Annotated in this window: 22 protein-coding genes; 9 read left to right on the top strand and 13 right to left on the bottom strand. The window is 47.7% G+C overall.

From position 1 onward, the window contains the following. Positions 1 to 306 precede the first annotated feature (306 nt). From ABD014_RS14710 to ABD014_RS14665, 10 genes are all read right to left on the bottom strand, one after another. Positions 307 to 435 (bottom strand): hypothetical protein, encoded by a 129-nt coding sequence (locus ABD014_RS14710; RefSeq protein WP_343862341.1) that lies wholly within the window; start codon positions 433 to 435, stop codon positions 307 to 309. After that, entirely contained in the window at positions 435 to 563 is a 129-nt protein-coding gene (locus tag ABD014_RS14705) for a hypothetical protein (protein ID WP_343862339.1), read from the bottom strand. The genes ABD014_RS14710 and ABD014_RS14705 overlap by 1 nt, the downstream gene beginning before the upstream one ends. A 35-nt stretch (positions 564 to 598) precedes the next feature. Further along, positions 599 to 739, bottom strand: coding sequence for a hypothetical protein (locus ABD014_RS14700; RefSeq protein WP_343862337.1), 141 nt, complete (start codon positions 737 to 739; stop codon positions 599 to 601). A 117-nt stretch (positions 740 to 856) separates the two neighbouring features. Then, positions 857 to 1,213 carry a hypothetical protein gene (locus ABD014_RS14695; protein WP_343862335.1) on the bottom strand — a complete coding sequence of 119 codons (357 nt, stop codon included), beginning with the start codon at positions 1,211 to 1,213 and terminating at the stop codon, positions 857 to 859. Next, entirely contained in the window at positions 1,210 to 1,572 is a 363-nt protein-coding gene (locus ABD014_RS14690) for a BC1872 family protein (RefSeq protein ID WP_343862333.1), read from the bottom strand. The genes ABD014_RS14695 and ABD014_RS14690 overlap by 4 nt, the downstream gene beginning before the upstream one ends. Positions 1,573 to 1,639: 67 nt before the next feature. Further along, positions 1,640 to 1,987, bottom strand: a complete 348-nt coding sequence (locus ABD014_RS14685; RefSeq protein ID WP_343862331.1) for a hypothetical protein — start codon at positions 1,985 to 1,987, stop codon at positions 1,640 to 1,642. A gap of 75 nt (positions 1,988 to 2,062) precedes the next feature. Further along, positions 2,063 to 2,725: a sigma-70 family RNA polymerase sigma factor gene (locus ABD014_RS14680; protein ID WP_343862329.1), complete on the bottom strand. Its 663-nt coding sequence runs from the start codon at positions 2,723 to 2,725 to the stop codon at positions 2,063 to 2,065. A gap of 21 nt (positions 2,726 to 2,746) precedes the next feature. Beyond that, complete coding sequence (locus ABD014_RS14675) at positions 2,747 to 3,952, bottom strand: hypothetical protein (protein WP_343862327.1); 1,206 nt, start codon at positions 3,950 to 3,952, stop codon at positions 2,747 to 2,749. A gap of 561 nt (positions 3,953 to 4,513) precedes the next feature. Then, positions 4,514 to 5,548 (bottom strand): tyrosine-type recombinase/integrase, encoded by a 1,035-nt coding sequence (locus ABD014_RS14670; RefSeq protein ID WP_343862325.1) that lies wholly within the window; start codon positions 5,546 to 5,548, stop codon positions 4,514 to 4,516. Between the two features lie 228 nt (positions 5,549 to 5,776). Beyond that, the gene (locus tag ABD014_RS14665; protein WP_343862323.1) at positions 5,777 to 6,133 is read right to left on the bottom strand and encodes a HesB/IscA family protein; all 357 of its coding nucleotides are present in this window, start codon (positions 6,131 to 6,133) and stop codon (positions 5,777 to 5,779) included. 552 nt (positions 6,134 to 6,685) lie between these two features. Here ABD014_RS14665 and mqnE point away from each other — a divergent pair. After that, complete coding sequence (gene mqnE / locus ABD014_RS14660; RefSeq protein WP_343862321.1) at positions 6,686 to 7,792, top strand: aminofutalosine synthase MqnE; 1,107 nt, start codon at positions 6,686 to 6,688, stop codon at positions 7,790 to 7,792. Positions 7,793 to 7,877: 85 nt separating this feature from the next. Here mqnE and ABD014_RS14655 read toward each other — a convergent pair whose 3' ends face one another. Next, complete coding sequence (locus ABD014_RS14655; protein ID WP_343862319.1) at positions 7,878 to 8,120, bottom strand: YuzB family protein; 243 nt, start codon at positions 8,118 to 8,120, stop codon at positions 7,878 to 7,880. A 114-nt stretch (positions 8,121 to 8,234) separates the two neighbouring features. On the opposite strand from ABD014_RS14655, the gene ABD014_RS14650 reads away from it, so the two are divergent. Further along, positions 8,235 to 8,480 carry a NifU family protein gene (locus ABD014_RS14650; protein ID WP_114496928.1) on the top strand — a complete coding sequence of 82 codons (246 nt, stop codon included), beginning with the start codon at positions 8,235 to 8,237 and terminating at the stop codon, positions 8,478 to 8,480. A 101-nt stretch (positions 8,481 to 8,581) separates the two neighbouring features. Here ABD014_RS14650 and ABD014_RS14645 read toward each other — a convergent pair whose 3' ends face one another. After that, complete coding sequence (locus ABD014_RS14645; RefSeq protein ID WP_343862310.1) at positions 8,582 to 9,352, bottom strand: SDR family oxidoreductase; 771 nt, start codon at positions 9,350 to 9,352, stop codon at positions 8,582 to 8,584. Positions 9,353 to 9,679: 327 nt separating this feature from the next. Between ABD014_RS14645 and ABD014_RS14640 the strand changes: the two genes are divergently transcribed. Together ABD014_RS14640 and ABD014_RS14635 are read left to right on the top strand one after the other, a co-directional pair. Continuing rightward, positions 9,680 to 11,428, top strand: coding sequence for a sensor histidine kinase (locus tag ABD014_RS14640; RefSeq protein ID WP_343862308.1), 1,749 nt, complete (start codon positions 9,680 to 9,682; stop codon positions 11,426 to 11,428). Positions 11,429 to 11,445: 17 nt separating this feature from the next. Continuing rightward, on the top strand, positions 11,446 to 13,041 hold the full coding sequence (locus tag ABD014_RS14635) for a response regulator (RefSeq protein ID WP_343862306.1): 1,596 nt from the start codon (positions 11,446 to 11,448) through the stop codon (positions 13,039 to 13,041). 3 nt (positions 13,042 to 13,044) lie between these two features. Here ABD014_RS14635 and ABD014_RS14630 read toward each other — a convergent pair whose 3' ends face one another. Next, positions 13,045 to 14,490 (bottom strand): carbohydrate ABC transporter substrate-binding protein, encoded by a 1,446-nt coding sequence (locus ABD014_RS14630; protein WP_343862304.1) that lies wholly within the window; start codon positions 14,488 to 14,490, stop codon positions 13,045 to 13,047. A 335-nt stretch (positions 14,491 to 14,825) separates the two neighbouring features. On the opposite strand from ABD014_RS14630, the gene ABD014_RS14625 reads away from it, so the two are divergent. From ABD014_RS14625 to gnpA, 5 genes are all read left to right on the top strand, one after another. Beyond that, a complete protein-coding gene (locus ABD014_RS14625) occupies positions 14,826 to 16,193 on the top strand; it encodes a carbohydrate ABC transporter substrate-binding protein (protein WP_343862302.1) in 1,368 nt (455 codons plus the stop codon). A gap of 98 nt (positions 16,194 to 16,291) precedes the next feature. Then, complete coding sequence (locus ABD014_RS14620; protein WP_343862300.1) at positions 16,292 to 17,185, top strand: carbohydrate ABC transporter permease; 894 nt, start codon at positions 16,292 to 16,294, stop codon at positions 17,183 to 17,185. Between the two features lie 12 nt (positions 17,186 to 17,197). After that, positions 17,198 to 18,082, top strand: coding sequence for a carbohydrate ABC transporter permease (locus ABD014_RS14615; RefSeq protein WP_343862298.1), 885 nt, complete (start codon positions 17,198 to 17,200; stop codon positions 18,080 to 18,082). 6 nt (positions 18,083 to 18,088) lie between these two features. Next, on the top strand, positions 18,089 to 18,271 hold the full coding sequence (locus ABD014_RS14610; RefSeq protein WP_127002479.1) for a DUF6903 family protein: 183 nt from the start codon (positions 18,089 to 18,091) through the stop codon (positions 18,269 to 18,271). A gap of 53 nt (positions 18,272 to 18,324) precedes the next feature. Next, the gene (gene gnpA / locus ABD014_RS14605; RefSeq protein ID WP_343862296.1) at positions 18,325 to 20,499 is read left to right on the top strand and encodes a 1,3-beta-galactosyl-N-acetylhexosamine phosphorylase; all 2,175 of its coding nucleotides are present in this window, start codon (positions 18,325 to 18,327) and stop codon (positions 20,497 to 20,499) included. The last annotated feature ends 454 nt before the right edge of the window (positions 20,500 to 20,953 follow it).

The following is a 20,953-nucleotide window of genomic DNA, read 5'->3' as shown; positions in this document are numbered from 1 at the left end:
AAAACGCCGAATTTCGCGATTTCGTATTTTTAACGAGCCTTTTTCGTACTTTAAATAACGTCGTCTACGGTCGTCAATTTCGATGATTTTTCCAGTTATTTTACTTTTCGCGTTTAATAACGTTGTCTGCCGTTGTCAGCGGTAGTCACCAAAATTACCGGAATTTTGTTGTGATCTCTAGTTTTCTTCGGTTTTCTCTACTTATCTTAGTTTTTCTTTTTTAGCCTAAACTCGATTATTGTCGAACGCTTGTTCTTAGTATATTATTTCGTTACCATATTGGCAATATATTATTACCAATATGGTCTATTGATTCAGCCACCACATCGTAACTTGCTCGCGCCAACTCATTCGTTGATATTTCGGATGGTCCAACAACCAAAGGTTAAATTCGTAGATTTCTTCGGGAGTTAATTCGATAGACTCCGGGCTCATCAAGCGTTCACCCCTTCGATTTTGATGCCGAGCGTGCTAAGCGAGAATACGATACCTTCGTCAAACCCCAGCGCCCATTCGGTGTCAGACGGCTCTCTGTATGTTTGGCTTAGCTTTTCGTGCGCCAATTCTTCCTCCGTCCATTCCCGGTCATACCCATTGATCAACGTTGCGAAGCTAGCGAAATGCCTCCGCCAGTTCGTAACGCGAGTTCCGTTATATATGCGTTATCGCGCTCATCCTTTCGTAGTCTTTCAATGGTGTCCGCGACCTCTGCCGAAATAGTAACGCTAGATATAGTCATCTTGCGCCCTCCTTTTCACGATAATATTCGATAATGTCGTCGACTGTTTCGAACATGAGTTTCACTCCTATATATTATCTATACGGAAATCTGCGTGAATCCCACGAAAAGATAAAATTATTCCGCGATCCTCCCGTCCCATTCCGCAAACCGCGCAATCTCATCTCGCCTTTCCTGCTCAATGCTCTCGTCTTGGCGTAACTCACGCGCGCGCCTCTGCTGGGAACGCTCATAACTCGCCAATGCCTCCGCTACAATTCGTTTAAAGTTCGGACGTCCTCGGTAGTAAACACCTTTCCCGTCTTCATAGTCAACCTGATAAACGTTACGGAAACCGAACCACTTCCTGCGTACATATAGTCGTACGGCAACATACAAAGTGCCATATTCACCGCGACATTCCACTATCTTAACGCGGTATTCTGCACCATCAAGAGCAGTTACAGGAAACTTCGATAATTCAACGTAACTCATTCCACACCCTCCACCGTAGCTATTTTCGCAAAGATCGCCGCAAGGCAAATCGCTTCTGGCGCGGTTGGTGCGTATACGTCAAATTGCGCCCAGCCGTTTCGATGAAAATTGGCGCACGTATTCGTTCGTGCATATTTTATCTTCGCGGACCACTCCGCCTTCTCAACCACCGCCCACGCCGCGGAAATATCTGATGTGTAGTACGGTACTGTTTCCGCGCCGCAAACTCCGAGTTCCCACGCGATTCTAGCGTTCTTGATCCTCACCGAATCCCACCCGAATACAGCTTCCGCAACCCATGCGTCGCGTTCGCATGGGGTCATTCCGTCCCATTTTGCGATAATTTGTTCGCGATTCATTTCCCCGTCTCCTTTACATTAAATTAGCGATTCTATCTCGTATCCTACCGAATACATTTACGCCATGTTACGAGGCTAATTTCACGTCAAAATTCGGTAAAACTCCGCCTTCGAACGCCCGGACTATCCGATCCGTCTCCGTCTGAATCGCGGCAACGAATTCCGCCAATGTCTCCGCGTCTCCTCGAGCTGCAGCCTTAATCCGCACGCTATCAAGAGCCGCCGAGAGTCCCGTCGCTGTGTACCCGTAATAGCCTGCGTCTACCCACTTTTCACCGAGCGGCGGCGTGCTTCCGTCTTCTGGCGCTTTGTAGCCGGGCGCTCGCGTGGGATCGACAATCTTGCGCTCCTTAACGGTAAACTGCGTGCCGTCCGTGGTGAGTCGGTAGTCTTGCGTTAATGGTACGTTAATCATGTGCGTTCCTCCTTAAAATTGGCGTGATTTCAGCGGACTTTGCTGCCGCCGAGTGTATTTATACCCGCGAACTAATTACGCGGCAGAATACCGTAAATAATGCGGTCTAACCGATAGAACAATGCTACGGACGGCCTGCCGGGAGATTCCGAGTTCATTCGCGGCCTCCGTTTGGGTAAGGCCATTCGTGAGCAATCCGACGACCTGACGCTGGCGCTCCGTTAACTTGGCGGTAAATTCACCGGCCTCTATCTCCGTCAAATCGTCGGCCGCGGTCGGAACGTTCATCTCGCCCTCTTCGCCAATTTCGATAGGTGACGGGCGGCTGGCCGCGAGGTAAAGGCAGACCCTTCGCACCTGCTTTTCGCTAACCCCGAATTCCTTTGCGACGGCTTCCGTAGGTGATCCGAGCAGGTCCGCATCTGCCATACGCTGACATAACGACAGCAATCGTTTTGACGGCCGGATAAAACTGCCGTAATTTCGAACGTGGTCTCGGATGCGTCCGCCGATACAGTGGTATGCATACGTGCTGAACGCGATGTCCGCGTTAGAGTAGCGGTCGTAGGCGAGGATTAGTCCAATGGCGCCCTCCTGTACGAGGTCGTCGTACGCTATGCCGTAGAGGAATGCGCGGCGTTCGTAGCTGCGCGCTATTTTATAGACTAGCGGCATATTTTCGGTGATAAATTCGTCGCGGCCGAGCGGGCCGAGCAGCGGGTTATTTGCGTGTGTCATCGTTGGTCCTCCGTTTCAGTTTTATATTTCGTAGTTGCTCCATGCGGTTAATAATGAACGCATTCGGCTCGAGGGCAGGTAGAGCCGTATCTGCTCCCCTTTTCGGATACGCGACCTCCATACCCACTGCAACAAATCGGAAACCGCGAGAAGGTCTTGATTAACGGTAACCCCACGATCTTCAAAAAAGGCGCGCTCGAACGGATGCATATAACGGTTGAATAAATAAGCCAGCGCCCATCTATCCGCGTACTCATTCGTTGCTCGAGCGTTACAGTGGAGGAAGGAACTTGTAAATCCTTTACTTACTAACGAGCGCGCCCGGTCCTTTTTCGTTGTCCAGAGAATCTCAGAAGCCGACGCCTTGCATATATTTCGCAGATAGTTCCGCATACTGTTCTTAGCCGCGGTAATTGTTGCGGAATCCGCCGCCTTAAGCCACGTTGCACTAAACGAATTGGGAAGCCGCCCTATCTCGTTGAGCGGTCCGTCATAAACGTCTATTAGGGACATTAACTCCGTGCGCTGCTCACTCATGCGGTCATATTCCGTTAGGACATAGCGTCCGTGCTCGCCTTTCCTTACAGAATGGTATTCATATTCGATTCCGTGCAGATCGTAATAGTAGCGCTGTAACTGCGCGTCGAACAGATATGTCATCACATATACGTCGTCAAAGGCGTTGAATACCCGCGCCGGAAAAGTCCATACGAGAAACCGTCCGCGATGGTAAAAAAGATTGCCCGCCCGTGACAGCTGCTTGATGTCGTAAAAACGCCCCTCGACGTACTCCTCGCTGATCCAATTTACGCGGCTCTCATCGATCTCTACCTTGCCGGACTCTACAAGAATTTCGATATCCTGGCGGCTGATGTTCGCGATCTCAATTACGTCCATCACTTCGTCAAGGATTAGCGTGTACCCGGCTTCCGTTAGCAACTCGACCAGTTCGTCATCTGCCGTCTGAAAAAGCGAATGAGTCGCGGCAATATCCGACCCGGCTGCGATTAGTTCTTTTAAGCTTCGTAACTTCCGCCGCTCTTCGTTCGCGTTGTTCGGTTCGATAAACGTACGATTAGTAACCGCGGTTCGAATCCGCTTAATTTCATCGAGGTACGGCGTTATGTAGATGAAGCGTTGCGACTCTTCCGCGCTGCTTACGTGATCTACCGCCCAGGACGTTTTACCCGCGCCCATAATTGCGTCGATAACCTTGATCTTACGCAAAACATCGTCTCCTTTCGTAGTAGGTAGCGCTACTCCAATTTGCGGAGATTGCCGTTAACTAGCGTTTATTTACGCGGAATAGTGTATGACTACATGAGAGGCATCATTGAGTAGTCCTCATGAAATGCTTGATAGGAATGAGCCCTTCCGTCTGTTCAATCTTATCCGCGGCATAAATAGTTTCATGGACGCTTTAGCGGACATGAGACAAGGGGCGGTTTTCCCCGCAGTCATAATGCTTCGTCGCTTTGCTCCTTGCCCTCCGACTTGCGTCGTCGGAATAGTTAGCACGTTAAAGGTGCTAAATCGAAGAAAAAAGCCTATAACCATGCGGGTTTTCAGCGTCTTCCCTTAAAGGAGGAAGTCAAGAAAAAGATTGGAGTAGCGGCATCTGCTCTGCTCGTTTTATTCCACGCGCCAGCTTACATAAATCATACGGACAGCAATTTCGAAAATTGGGACATGTATTCGCGAACATTTAATCGACGACGGCCGAAATGCTTCCGCACAGTTTTTGCGCAAAAAAAACGCCCACCTCTGGAGAGATGAGCGCTAGAACTGTTATTTCCGTACCTTTATAAACTTGTTCGTAGGTGAGTGTTCGTCGTGGCTTTTACGCATGTCGTCTGTATTCATCTGTACATATCTCCGCATTGTCCGCATATCCGCCCAGCCGCCCATTTTCTGTATTGTAAACGGGTCCGCTCCATTAAGTACCATAGCGCGGGCCCACGTGTGACGGTAAACGTGTGCAGTCATCTTCTTGCCTGAAACGCCCGCCTTTTCTCCGTAATATTTCAGCCGCTTGTTGAAGTGGTTTGGCGAAATAGGATCACCAAACGACGACATGAAAAGCCGATCCGTAGTAAAAAACTGTTTATTTTCCTCAATAAGCTGTAGTAGAAGTTTTGCAGTGTGTCCGGATATAGGGACCATACGCGGCTTCCGGTTCTTGTTTATTTCTCCGGGCAACACGATAAAACGAGTCTGAAAATCAATATCTCCCGCACGAAGACGAAGCAGTTCCGAGATGCGAAGACCACTGTCAAGAAGCGTCACGATCCCCACATAGTCACGAAATCCTACGAAGTCACGGCGGTTCGGTTGCGCTAATATCGCCTTAACCTCATCGTCCGTAAGACAATTCGTAAGGTCTATATCCTGACGCAATAACTTCACCTTCGAGAACGGGTTATGCTCGATCAGTTCATCACGCTCTAACTGATTGAATATCGCCTTTAATGTACGAAGTCGTATGTTTACCGTCGTGTCCGAAAGACCCACCGTTTGCTCTTTCGTTGGTATATACTTATGCCCTTCATACCGCGTGCGATCATATTTCATGTACGACACATGGTCACGAATCATCTGCGTGCTTATTTGATCGATAAACTCAACGCCGGGATGTGCTTCATTTAACCACGCCGTGAAGTAGCCGAAGTGTTTAGTATAATCCTGCAACGTTCGCTCACGCAGGCCTTCCGCTTTCTTGGCGCTTATCGCAAAATCAAGCCCTTGTTCCAGCGTTAATTGTGGAAACTCTTGAATAATCCGCGCCCCATTAGGTACGCGCCTTTCCCGTTTCTTTAAAGACATGACAAAACGACCTCCATAGTGTATTTAGTACGCGACATACGCACCATAGAGGCCGTGATCCACAACCCACAAACGACGTTTTTAGGGTTGTTAATGTACATGACTCGGGATTGTTAACACTCAATTTTGCGCCGTTATCCGCATCCCCAAACGCTCGTTCGCGCCAAGGCTTCCGCATCGGCTTCCGCTTAGATTAACGTCTGAAAAACCGCGCCATTACGCCGTTTATCAATCACAAACTTCCGGCTTACCTTCTTCATTACGCATGCGGAAGGACTGTCCACAGCCGCAGGTAGCGATGGCATTCGGATTGTGGATTGTGAATCCGCCGCTCATACCAGATTCCTGAAAATCGATTTCAAGACCGTTCAGATAACGAAGATCCTCTTTCTCAACAACCACCTTCACACCTTTGATATCCATAAACACATCCGCTTCGCTCTCATCATCATCCAGACCCATACTATATGAGAAGCCGCTGCATCCGCCTGGCTTCACCGCTAAACGCAAGAACATATTCGGCATTTCCTGTTCGGCCAGCATATCTTTGATTCGTTCGATGGCACTTTCAGAAATTTCAATCATCTTACGCCCTCCTTAAGATTACTTTTCAAGAGGTCATTCAAAAAAATATTGCTGCTTTTTTGAATTCTCATTATTAAAAGTATACTCCACATGGCAAGTCCCCTCAAGAGATGGTTCTAAAACACCTTATTAAATTGTCATGTTTTTCCTCTAAAATTTAAGTCTTTTCTTCCAGACTTATTGCCCCCTATCAGAGTCAAGGTTTATAATAAGGGTTGTTCTAAGAGTCCGCCCGGATTTTTAAACTCGCATTTTAAGTACGTGTTTAAAAAGTCAGACTTTCAGCACCGAGAAGGTTGGATGAAGCTAGGGACTGAGGAGCGGAGTGTACGTAGTGGGTACGTGAGCACCGGAAGGCCCGGCTGAATTCAAGATTCGATGTCGAAAAGCTTCATGATTTGCTTCGTGATCAAAGGGGGACTTTTTAAACTACCTCTTTATGAGGGTTTACGGGATATGATGAAAATTGCATCCATATAAGCCGAGCTGCGCATCGGCTATTTCGTTCAATTTTTCACAGTTCAGATCCAAAGAAGAAACGGAGGTAGACATATGATTCCAACAGTGATTGAGACAACCGATCAAAGAATGCTTGAAATCGTTAATAAAGTAAGAAACGGTGAGCGACTGACGCTTGAGGACGGGGTATACCTGTATGAGAGCGACGATATTCTGACCATCGGCCAACTGGCCAATGAGGTCAATTTAAGAAAGAATGGCAAGAAGGTTTATTTTATCGAGAACATGACTTTGTACTTTACTAATGTCTGTGAATCGCACTGCGCATTCTGCAACTTCCGACGCGATGAAGGAGAAGATGGCGCGTATACTTTGTCCGGTGAAGAGATGATCGCATACGTCGAACAACATATTCATCCGGGCGTGCGCGAGTTCCATATTACTGGCGGGCATAATCAACATGTACCGTTCCAATATTATGTCGACTCGTTGAAGGCACTGCATGAGCACTATCCTGAAGTAACGATCAAAGCCTACACCGCAGCGGAAATCGAGTTCTTCACCCGTATTAGCGGGATGAGCACGAAAGAAGTATTGATGGCGCTACAGCAAGCTGGCCTTAAATCGCTGACTGGCGGCGGAGCGGAGATTCTCTCTGATCAATATCGTCAGAAGATGAAGGTCGAAAAAGCAAATGTCGACCAATATCTGGATGTCCATCGTACAGCCCATCAATTGGGGATGAAGACACATACCACAATGCTGTACGGAGCAATCGAAAGCCATGAAGACCGCGTACGCCATATGACGCAGATTCGCGAGCTTCAGGATGAGACTGGAGGCTTCATGGTATTTATTCCATTGTCTATGCAGCCACGCAACAAAAATGCGGGGATTATGCGCCGCAACTCCGCCTTCGAGGATCTGAAGACGATCGCGATCAGCCGCCTGATGCTGGACAATATTCAGCATATCAAGGCGTACTTCATCAACATCGGCGTACAGCTCACACAAATGGCGCTGGCCTTTGGAGCATCCGATGTGCATGGAACGCTGGTTAGAGAACGGATTAGCCATGCAGCTGGAGCCAATACACCTGAGGGGCTGACCCGCAAGGAATTAATCTGGCTGATCAAAGGCGCCGGCAGAATTCCAGTAGAACGGGACACCTTCTACAACGAGATCGAAGTTCACGAATAAGCTGAGCTTTTTAAATTTACAGCCGGAGATTGGGCTCCCCCATCCTCCGGCTATTTTTATTTCTCCTCCATCCAATCAAAATCTGCTAATCCTCAATCAGTCTGATTTCCTGGATCTTGATCATAATTTGGTTATATAGAGCTTCTGCAGTCTCGCCCCAGGCGCTCTCTCCATTTACGAGTGCATATGGCGAGAGATAGCACAACCCACAGCTCGTCAGGCATCCATACTCGTATACTTCACAATCGGGGAGCTGCCTTAATTTATCTATAATTTCCTCGGTACCATGGGCTGTATTGTGGGTACAATACTCAACAATGGCTCGCACACGAATCTCCTCCATATATCCATGCTTGGTCACAATCAATTTTTAATAAACTCTATAAGCATTTAAATTTGAAGCTATTTGTACTATAATAAGATGCGAAAGGAGCTGAAGACAATGAGTGAAAACGTACAAGATAAATTATATGACGAAGTATTAGAAGTTCTGGACAAACTTCGTCCATTCCTGCAACGTGATGGCGGTGACGTAGAACTGGTCGACGTTGAAGACGGCATCGTCAAATTGAAGTTGATGGGTGCTTGCGGGAGCTGCCCAAGTTCGACGATCACCCTGAAAGCCGGGATCGAACGTGCATTGTTCGAAGAAGTAGAAGGCGTTCAAGAGGTTGTACAAGTATTCTAATGATATAGCACCGTGGAATTGAATCCAGCATTTATGCTGTATCATGAACCTGGCCCCTTCGGATATACCGAAAGGGCCAGGTTTTTTCTATATTATCAATCTTAGGAGCGTTTGATCCAAGGCCGGATCGGGTCTAGTCCCCCGGATATATCCATCACATTCCCCGTAATAAAGTCCGAATCTGGATGGCATAAGAAGGTGATAACGCGGGCGATATCCTCCCCGCTGCCAGGCCGGCCTAATGGAGTCTCCCCATCAGACAGCTCGCGGGCCTCCTGTATGGAGATCTCTTTGTTGCCGCCGCGAATGTCTCCGGGGCACACCATATTGACGGTGATGCCGAACGATGCCTCCTCAACGGCAAGCGTCTTGGTGAAGGAGACAAGCCCCGTCTTGGCAGCGGCATATACAGCTCGATGCGGCCAAGCACGCGACTCAGCAGCATGACCGAAGCCAAAATGAATGATCCGCCCCCAGCCCTTCTGCCGCATTCCGGGTAAGACCAGATGATCCAGCAGCATCGTTCCGACCAGATTCCCGTCGATCATCGCCAAGATATCCGTCTGATCATAGTCAGCGAACATGCGCCGCTCACGAATGAACGGACCTGCATTGTTCACTAGAATATCCACCGTCCCCAGCCGATCATTCACCTGCTGCACCAAGCCTTCAAGCTGTTCCCTACGAGAGATATCCGTCTTCACCGCAATCGCACGAACACCCAGCCCTTCGATCTCACCCTGCAGAAGCTGTGCTTCCCGTTCGCTATGTACATAATTAATCGCAATATCGCATCCCCGCTCCGCCAGCATCAACGCCGTCTTCTTCCCAAGACCTTTGGCACTTCCGGTAATAAGGGCGACTTTTCGCATTTTTTGTCCTTCTCCTTCTTCAAGAGGGTATTCAAAAACTCTACTTTTGATCACGATGTCAATCAGGCAGTGATCTTTACATCGAATCTTGAACAGACTTTTTGAACACACACTTAATCCCTTTTTATTAAGTATAAGAGATTTGAAGCATTCCCTCAAACGTATTCATCCATAACAATCAAACCTTCCATTTAATTTCCAATTAAAATAGACTATTTTATTTACTTTATGGATTATTCTATCTACTCGCAGCAAAAGTACACTGAATTACTGGTGAGGCTGCAAAGCTATGATAAAATATGTTTAACAAATTGAAGGGGCAATTCTATGTTACGTCAATTTAAAATCCAGCATCGATTAATTGGTACCTTCTTAGTCGTATCCATCCTTCCGATCCTGTTCCTAGGATACTATTCCTATCAGCTCTATTCGGAATCGATCAATGATAAGCTCAGCAAATCAACCTATCAGGCACTGACCCTGGTCAACAAAAATCTGCTGGCCGAGCTGCAGAACTATCAATATCTATGCGGCTCCATCTCAACCAACAATTTCGTACAGGAGAGCCTGTCCAAGGGATTAGAACATCAGCCCATCAATGAAACGGCCAAAGAGGATGCCATGGACGCTATATTTCGGACCATATTTCCATCTCATGTTGTCAACGTAAGCATATTCGACGCGAACCATCGTCTATTCTATGAATTGGGCTTCGAGACGGTTGATAATCACTCTCTCGAGAAAGCGATGCATGACGTGGATGCAAACGCCCCCTATGACGGCCTTACCTATGTCAAGACGATCCGTTCCTTGGATACTGTTGTACTCGGGCGTAAAATTCATGCTATAGACGACAGTACAGTTCCTATCGGTTACGCTTTTATCTTTATTAGCGGAGATTTGTTCTCCAGGAATATTCTATCCAGCGTCAATCTTGGAACCGGTTCCAAACTGATGATTATGGGTCGCGACGGAAGCGTGCTGTCGGCCAATGACGAAGAGATTCCTCTGGGCGGGCCTTATGCCGATCCGGACCTCTTCCAACAAATTAAAGAACATCAACAGAAGGACATCAATTCCTTCTCATTGCAGGTAAACAATGCGGGGCAGCAGGTCTCCTATATATACAATGAACAAATCGGCTGGTATCTTATCTCCATGATGCCCTTCTCCTATATCAATTCGGAGACGAGCAAAATAACGGTCAGCATGACAATAATTATGATCCTGATGGCCATAACCTGCATCATTATTATCTCTTTTATGAGCAGCAGCATTGTCAAACCGATCAAGAAGATTATCAGCTTCTGCAATCAAATATCGACCGGTAACTTCTCTAATCGTATTAAGGATGATCAGGAGGACGAGATGGGGATTCTCTCCTACAAAATCAATATGATGGTAGATGAAATTGAGCACTTGATGCATAACCAGCGATTGGACCAGAAACGCAAGCGGGAATTGGAGCTTCAGATGCTGCAATCACAGATCAATCCCCACTTCCTGTTCAATACGCTAAATACGCTGCGCTGGCTGGCCATCATTAATCATGTTCCTGTGCTGAGCAACGGAATCAGTTCCTTATCAGAGCTGCTGCGCAGCACGATCCTGGACCGTGACGAGCAAATTACAATCCGCCAGGAAATTGAGAACTTAAGCAACTATTTTGAAATACAGAAAATTCGCTACGCCGATAGCTTCCAGGTTGAATATGACATCGATGAGGAACTGCTTGATTGTCTAATCCCGAAATTCATTCTGCAACCGGTCGCCGAGAATGCGATTATCCACGGACTGTCAGAGCACAGCAAAGCCATTGAGATTAAGATCAAAGTCCAGCAGAAGGATGATCTTATCTGTATCGAGATTATCGACAATGGTAAAGGCTTCGATACAAGCGTAGTCCAGGACCCGGATACGGCGGCGAATAACAAGAAGCTGTCTGGGATCGGAATTACCAATGTAGATGAACGAATCAAGCTCTATTACGGGGAAAACTACGGGCTCTTCATCACCAGTGTAATCGGTGAAGGCACCTGCTGTAAAATAATCATACCTACGCATAAGACACCTTAGAAGAGGAGGTAATCTCAATGTATAATGTACTGCTAGTTGATGACGAACCTATCGTAAAAATCGCGCTGAGAACGATGATTGCCTGGGAAGCGTTAGGCTTCCCGATCTGTGGAACCGCTTCAGACGGAGCAGAGGCGTTAGCATTAATTGAGAAATTACACCCTGACATCATCATTACCGATCTGAAAATGCCAAATATGGACGGTCTGCAATTAATCCGAGAATTGAACAACCTGAACTATCCCGGCAAGGTGATCGTCGCCAGCAACTTTGGCGATTACGAGCTTGTGCGCGAAGCACTGCTTCTAGGTGCCGTCGACTATATGCTCAAGATCAGTATCAAGACCGATGATCTGATTGCCCAGCTTCACAAAACGGCCAAGCTGCTCGAGGAACAGCAGCAAACTCTGCAGGAGCAGGATATGAGACAAATGATGCAGAACAGCCTCAAAAGTGTGAAGAATTCTATTTTGAAGGACTATTTTCATGACACAGACTATGAGCTGGAGCATTTCGTACAGGACAAGCAAATCAAGCTGAATATGACGGATACCCCGTGCTATCTGTTCTATATTACGTTCGACCTGGACAAGTCTGCGGGCCATAATGAGAAATCCGACCTTTCCCTAGCCTTCATTGAGAATACGATTCTCGACCTCATCGATGACGCCACCGACGTCGAACTATTTCAGGTTGGCATGGGTAGCATCGCAGCCATGATCTCCAGGAAGCAGTTGGAGAAACACAAGGGTGATCCGGTAAGCTTCATCAATAAAATACGGAAATTAATCCAGATGTACATCTCTGTGGAGCCGCTTATCGTCTATTCCCATGAGATCAAAGGGTATGGGGAGGCGAGGAAAGCATATTGGGCCTGCAAGGATGCCTTGAATGTGAACTTCTATGAGCATTCTTCCGTAATCTATGAGCAGGATATCAGGTTTGTACAGGAAGTGGAGCATGCCAATTACGTGGACTATTCAAACTCCCTTCTGCGCGACTGGCAAGAGCTGGGGCGAGGGACCATTCCAGCTATGCTGGAGGATTTTATCGAGCAGTGCAAACAGAGCTGCATCCACCCTATTGCCGTCAAAGCCTTTATGCTGAAATGCCTCGAGTATATTCCGTTATGTGAGGACAAAGTACGAATCGATCATGAAGAGGAATATGAGCGTCATAAGAAAGCGCTGCTGCAATGCAAAGATACAGCTTCCTTATTGAATACGGCGGCATTGGCCTTCGAGTATCTCAGTCTGGTGAATGACGTCTCCGATTCACCTGCCCTGAAGAAAGTCGTGCTGGATGTTATGGATTATGTCGAAGCCCATTACCAGGACAAGATCACGTTGGAAATGATCTCTACGTACGTGAATTTCAGTGAGAACTACCTATGCCGTGTCTTCAAAGAACAGGTCGGTATGAGCCCGATCAGTTATATTAATACTGTGAAAATGAATAAGGCCGCTGCTTTGATTGCAGGTGGACATACTTATATGAAGGAAGTAGCGGCCCTCGTAGGCATCAGCGATCAATTCTACTTCAACCGACTATTTAAGAAGCAGTTCGGCGTTTCTCCTTCGAAATATAATGGCCAGAATAAGCAAGCGAGGTAGGATTTATTTTGCGGGTGTGCGCATCTCGGTCTGAATCTGTGCGAAGACATGCTCCACCCGCTCCATCCATTGTTCAGTCGTCATCTTCCCCGTCATAATCGGCGTCATGGACTGTCTGAATAGAACATTCTTAATATCGATCTTCGATCCCTTCGGCAGCGCCTTCCAATCTTGAAAGATCGTCGTTGCACCTTCATAAGCGCTGAACATCTCGTACACGCCTGGCGTTAGGTAGGGCTTCGAGAGCTCCTGCGCCCCCTTCAGAGCAAAGGCGCCATTGGATTTCTGCGCAAACAATTTGATCGATTCGTCGGTATACAGGAACTTGAGAAATTCCTTGGCCAGCTCCGGATTTTTGGCCCGAAGGGGGATCGAGAATTGCTCATAGCTGGACAGAATATAGCGCTCGTCATCCTTGTGGAAGACCGGAACTGGAATCATACCGAATTCAAAACCCTCTTCCCGCGGCGAATCCTTCATTTCATTCTCCATCCAGTTCCCATTGACGATAAAAATAGCCTTGCCCTGCATCATATCGGTCTGGGATTGGGTATGGTTCAAATTCACCGTGCCATCCATTAAATAGCCTTCGATGCCAATCTTCGCGAAGGTATCTAGTACCTTCTTCACCTCATCCGTCTTGAACGAACCCGGCTCATAGGAGAAAATCTTCTTCAATTGATCGATTCCCACCGCATTCGCTAGAGAAGGATACATGATCTCCTCCAGGTAATCTGGATAAATCCCCTGATAAGTAAATAGAGCCCTCTTGATCTTATGGCCATTCGCATCGGTCAGATAGTTCTCCTCTTTCTCCAATTCCTTCCCCAGCTCGAAGAACTCGTCCCAGGTTTCCGGCAGCTTCCAGCCCTTCTCCCGGAACAGATTCTTATTGTAGATAAGACCCATAGGCCCTGCATTGAACGGAGCCATATATATTTTGCCATCCTGATAAGGTGAGAACCTTGTGCTCTCCAGCATGCCTGGCAGAACCATGTCCTTCAGCTTCATATCTTTATCGAGCGCCTTGCTCTCGAACACATCCGTCAGATCGAGCAGACCCTTCTCTTTCACCAGTGAAGTAATTAATCCACTCTGCTCTGTATCGGCCACAGCCAACAGATCCGGCGGATTGCCTGCAACGAGCTGAGGCCGGACAACATCGCCAATTCTTGGACTAATCGTCATATCGACCTTGACCCCAGGATAGGCTGCCTCAAATTTGCTGACGATCTCCTTCCAGTATTCGGGGCCATATCCCCCCATGAATACCGCAATGCTCAATTCCTTATTTTTGAACTTTCCGGCAGCATTGTTCTGATCGCCATTCAAGACAGCTTCATCCGCAGGCCGCTCGGCCCCACGGCCAATGATGATATGGTTGCTTATATAAATAATACAGAAGAGACTTATCGCTACAATTACTAATAGGCTGACTTTTTTCTTCATTGCGCTTCGGCTCCTAGATCCTATTATGTCTTATACCTCTTTCATTCTACTATAACATTCGATCGCCCCCCGTAAACGCAAAAATCCATGTACAAAATTAGCTTTTATTCCTGGGTTATGAATGACGCCGCCCCTCCACGAATTCCGATTATAGATAATTTTTGCATATCCATGGACGATTCTCATAACATCGCCTGAACCCATTGAAAGCAAGGATTCGAATAGGCTAATTTGAATATGCCGGAAGTCATCTGCCATCATTTGCAGGAGATGACCTCCGAGAAACATCAGAATTTTCACAAATCGTTGTACAGACAATCTCAGGAGGGGTAAACATGAAAAAGCTTCTTAGCCTTGCACTCGCGGCAACACTTACATTTAGTCTAGCCGCATGTGGTGGCAACAACAGCAGCACAAGCTCCAATTCAGGGAATGCGCCGGCTTCGGCCAACTCTGGGGCATCCGGCAGCGAGAAGCGTACTTTAAAAGTAGCCGCTTTGGAAACCGCTTACGGTGCGGATGTATGGCATGAAATTGCCACCGCTTTCGAGAAGGTTAACCCGGAAGTCAAGGTCGAACTGACCATCGACAAGAATCTCGAAGACGTTATTGGACCGGGAATGAAATCCGGTGATTTCCCCGACGTGATCCATCTGGCAGTTGGGCAGCCGAAAGGTCTGACAGAAACCTTCGTGAAGGATAACAACCTTACGGATCTTACAGATGTGCTCTACATGACGGTCCCTGGTGAAAGCGCTGCTGTTCGTGACAAACTGATTCCAGGCTTTACTGATACCACGATCACCAATCCGTATGGAGACGGCAATACCTATCTGATGCCTATGTTCTATAGCCCATGCGGCCTGTTCTTTAACGCAGCGTTATTCGAACAGAAGGGCTGGGATGTACCGCAAACCTGGGATGAGATGTGGGCGCTGGGCGATAAAGCAAAAGCCGAGGGCATCTCCCTGTTCGCCTATCCGACGACCGGATACTTCGACGCCTTCTTCTACGCTTTGCTGAATGAAGCTGGCGGACCAGAATTCTTCACACAAGCGATGAATTACACAGAAGGGATCTGGCAGACACCAGAAGCCGCCAAAGCATTCGACGTAGTTGATAAGCTGGCCGGTTACACCGAAAAGACCGTACCTGCCAACGGCAACAAAGATAACTTCGTGAAAAATCAACAGCTGATCCTCGATAACAAAGCGCTGTTCATGCCGAACGGTACCTGGGTAGTCGGTGAAATGAGCAAGGCCCCTCGTGCCGATGGCTTCAAATGGGGCTTCACGGCATTGCCTGCCTTGACCGACGGCGGAGATCGCTATTCCTATACGTTCTTTGAGCAGGTCTGGGTTCCAGCCAAAGCGGAGAACGCGGATCTGGCCAAGCAGTTCATTGCCTATCTGTATTCCGATGAAGCAGCCTCCATCTTTGCGAAGGTCGGCGCAGTTCAGCCGATTAAGGGAATGTCCGACAAGCTGGAAGGCGATAACAAACTGTTCTACAGCATTTATGATTCCGGCGCCAAAGCGGCCATGGGCGCATTTGCAACTACCGATCCGGTTGAAGGCGTAAGCATCTCGGACACGGTATTCGGTACTGTGGATTCTTTGGTAACGAAGTCCAAGACGAAGGATCAATGGGTTGAAGCCATTACGAAAGCGAGCGATGCTCTGCGCGGCGCATTGAAGAAATAGAAAAATTGCCCGGTATGAGCTAAGTAAGCATATTGAAAATGATGGTGGTCAGCCCAGGCTGTCCACCGTTATTTTTACCTTAGGAGGGAGCTGGACCCATGAATAACAGAAAAGGACGCGGCCGCTTCATATTTTTCTGTCTTGCGCCTGCAGTCATTCTTTTTACCATCTTTCTGATTATTCCTACGATTGATGTATTCCGCATGTCTCTATATAAATGGGGCGGCTATACAGATAACAAAACCTTTGTAGGAATGCAAAATTTCTCAAAGCTGTTCCAGAGCGACAAATTCTATCAATCGTTCCAGAACAGCATTCTGTTGATCGTCGTTGTGTCCATCGTGACCTTCGCCTTCGCTCTAATCTTTGCATCTATGCTGTCGCGCGAGAAATTAAAAGGACAAAACTTCTTTCGGATCATCTTTTATATTCCAAATATCCTGTCCATCGTCGTCATCAGTGCTATTTTCTCAGCGATTTATGACCCGAACAGTGGGCTGCTGAACGCATTCCTGAATTTGTTCCGAAGTGCCACCTCAGACCCGATTCTCTGGCTCGGCGATCAGAAGATCGTCATTTACAGCTTGAGCGGTGCCATGATCTGGCAGGCCATCGGCTACTACATGGTCATGTATATGGCGAGTATGGCCAACATTCCCGAGAGCCTGTACGAATCTGCCGATCTCGAAGGGGCCGGTCGAATTCATCAATTTTTCAGCATCACCATTCCGCTGATCTGGACGAATATCCGCACGACGCTGACCTTTTTCATCATCAGTACGATCAACATGAGCTTCTTGTTCGTCATGGCGATGACGGGCGGCGGACCGGACGGTGCGACCGAGGTGTTCCTCAGCTATATGTACAAGGAAGCTTACACGAATTCCTCATATGGCTATGGTATGGCCATCGGCGTTATCGTATTTCTGTTCTCGTTCGCGCTTGCCGCTATCCTGAATGTGGTCACCAAGCGAGAGCATTTGGAATATTAAGGAGGGGACAAAATGAATTCAGAACATCAGCATAGCAGCAATAAATTGTATAAATTCTTCATTTACCTTCTGCTGATTGCCCTTGCGGTCGTCATCATCGTCCCTGTCGGCTGGGCCTTCCTCGCTTCGATCAAGCAGGACGTTGAATTCTATGGCAGCCCTTGGGCTCTGCCGGAAGGGTTCCATCTTCAGAACTTTGCGGATGCCTGGCAGAAGGCGAAGATGGGCAGTTACATGCTCAACTCTGTGGTTACGACAGCGATTGCCCTTGTCTTGCTGCTCGTCATAGCCTTGCCGGCAGCCTATGTGCTGGCAAGATACAAGTTCAGAAGCAGCAGCTTCTGGAACATGCTATTTATGGCTGGTTTATTTATCAACATTAACTATATCGTCGTTCCAATCTTTCTGATGCTCAACAATGGGGATAAATCGCTGCGCAGCCTTCTAGGGCAGCCCTTCCTCCTCAACAATCTGTTCATTCTGGCGCTCGTCTATGCCGCAATGGCTCTGCCCTTTACGATCTACCTGCTATCGGGCTATTTCAAGACATTGCCTAAGGAATATGAAGAAGCTGCTTCCGTGGATGGTGCCGGTTATTTCCGTACGATGGTTCAGGTCATTATGCCAATGGCCAAGCCAAGCATCGTTACCGTCATTCTGTTCAACTTCCTCTCGTTCTGGAACGAGTATATTATCTCGATGACTTTGCTGACCAAACCGGGGCTAAGAACGCTGCCTGTAGGTTTGATGAACCTGATGGCCGCTCAGAAATCCGCCGTCCAATACGGTCAGATGTACGCGGGTCTGGTGCTGGTTATGCTGCCGACCCTGATCCTCTATATGCTTGTACAAAAAAAGCTCACCCAAGGCATGACTATGGGCGGGCTGAAAGGGTAAGGTGCCATGATGAACGATTCTCCGAGAACGATGCTACGTTATTTACTCATGCTGATCGTTTTTATTATCGCCATGACCCTGGTCATCACCGGCCAGAAGAGTATTGGTCCCGCCGGGCTAAGTACGATGCTAATCGGGCTTGGCCTGCTGGTTGGCCTGCTGTGGTTCTACAATCGACAATATAAATAGAGGTTATTTAAAAAGTCGGACTTTTTAAACACAAATAATAGGAGGGATTCTCTATGGCTAACAGACAAGGCCGTGTCACGATTCCAACAGATCTGGACGTCATCTCGCAAACCCATGAAATTATGAAGCGCTGGGGCGCCGATGCTATACGGGACTGCGACGGCACCGACTTCCCGTCTGAACTCAGTAAAATTGATGCCAAAGTCTATTCTACTTACTATACGACTCGTAAAGATAATGAATGGGCGCTGGCGAATCCGGACGAAATCCAGCAGATGTATCTGATGACTCCATTCTATACAGCCACAGGCGCTGAACTGACCATTTCCCTGATGAAGGGCCTGTATCCGGATATGCTCAAGGTGAATGATCGGGATGATATTGCCCGCTGGTGGGAAGTCATAGACCGTACAAGTGGCGAAGTTGTACCGACCGTGCAGTGGAGCTATGATCCGGCGACGGAGAGCGTGACGATTAAGGCCGTACCGTACCATGACTATACAGTAAGCTTCCTCGCGTATATCATGTGGGATCCGGTACATATGTACAATTCGGTTGTTAATGACTGGAAAGATGTAGAGCATCAAGTCACTTTTGATGTCAGACAGCCCAAGACTCATAAATTTACGATGGAGCGTATTCGCAAATTTATAGAGGAGCATCCTTATGTCAATGTGATCCGATTCACGACATTCTTCCATCAATTTACGCTTATCTTCGATGAGCTGGCACGAGAAAAATATGTAGACTGGTACGGCTATTCCGCCTCAGTCAGCCCATATATTCTTGAGCAATTCGAGCAGGAAGCCGGATATACATTCCGACCTGAATTTATCATCGATCAAGGCTATTTCAACAATACGTATCGAATTCCTTCCAAGGAATTCCGTGACTTCCAGGCCTTCCAGCGGCGTGAAGTCGCCAAGCTGGCCAAGGAGATGGTCGATATTGTCCATGAATGCGGCAAGGAAGCGATGATGTTCCTCGGCGATCATTGGATCGGCACTGAGCCGTTCATGGAGGAATTCGCCTCGATTGGGCTGGATGCGGTTGTCGGCAGTGTGGGCAACGGCTCGACCCTGCGCCTGATTAGCGATATTCCTGGTGTAAAATATACAGAAGGACGGTTCCTGCCCTACTTCTTCCCGGACACCTTCCATGAAGGCGGAGACCCGGTACGGGAAGCCAAAGTAAACTGGGTAACGGCCCGTCGTGCCATTCTCCGCAAGCCTATCGACCGGATCGGCTATGGCGGTTATCTGAAGCTGGCGCTCGATTTCCCTGAATTCGTTGATTATGTAGAGAGCGTCTGCGATGAATTCCGGACGTTGTATGACAATGTTCAAGGAACAACGCCTTATTGCGTGAAGACGGTAGCTGTACTCAACTGCTGGGGCAAGATGAGAGCCTGGGGCAATCATATGGTTCACCATGCCCTCTACTACAAGTCTAACTACAGCTATGCCGGTATTATTGAGACGCTCTCCGGAGCGCCGTTCGACGTTAGATTCATTAGCTTCGACGATATTAAGCAGAATCCAGCCATCCTCGAGGAGATTGACGTTATTCTCAACATCGGGGACGGCGATACCGCTTATACCGGCGGCGACTGGTGGCTAGACCCGGACATCGCAACTGCTATTAAGAAATTCGTGCATGAAGGCGGCGGCTTCATCGGCGTTGGCGAGCCTGCAGCTCACCAGGCCAATGGACGATACTTCCAGCTGACCAGCATTCTTGGTGTAGAGCAGGAACGGGGCTTCACCCTAGGCTATGATAAATACAATTGGACCGAGCATGACCATTTTATTATTGCCGATTGCAAAATCGATGACCACGGACATAAGCTGATCGATTTTGGCGAGGGCAAGAAAAATGTGTTCGCCCTCGAAGGAGCGACCGTACTGCGTCATATTGACAAAGAAGTACAGCTCTCCGTAAATGAGTTCGGCCAGGGACGTGGAGTATACATCAGCGGCCTTCCTTACAGCTTCGAGAACAGCCGGCTGCTGTATCGCGCCATTCTGTGGAGCGCCCATGGCGAGGATGAGCTGCATCGCTGGTTCAGCGACAACTACTATGTCGAAGTTCATGCTTATGTGAAAAACGGCAAATACTGCGTAGTCAACAACACCTATGAGCCGCAGCAGACCACCGTCTACCGTGGAGATGGTTCTAGCTTCGAGCTCCAGCTGGATGCAAACGAAATCAAGTGGTACGAAATTTAAGGCTCATATAGCCGTGTAGCTAAAAAAACCAATCCATGCGAACTTTGAACGTCCGCTTAAGGATTGGTTTCTTTATTTGATGCCGCTGCTATTCATGTACTGTAAACCTGTTATATTACTTTTTATACTTTATTACAGCGGATTTGGTATGCACATCAATGGCATGGCGTGGCTTGTCCGACGGAGTGGGAATCCACCAATTCCCCCTAAATTAATTGCACAAAGTACAGCTAATAATGTGACTATCCGTTACAATGCAAATTTAATTGCAAAAAATACACTTAGAAGTGTGATTTTCTCATATCCTGCGGAAAGAAGGTATTTTAAGTGTACAAAATACAATAACTACAGCAACTGTTACTTTACTTTCGAATTTAAGTGTATCTTTTGCAATTATTCTACATCCATCGAATTCATAAAACTTCCCTATGTACTCCTTGGAATCTGTTTCTTC

Origin of the sequence: Paenibacillus motobuensis (genome assembly GCF_039521865.1) — a bacterium.
GTDB lineage: Bacteria > Bacillota > Bacilli > Paenibacillales > Paenibacillaceae > Fontibacillus > Fontibacillus motobuensis.
Note: the sequence above shows the minus strand (reverse complement) of the source record. Positions and strands in the feature narration are given on the sequence as shown.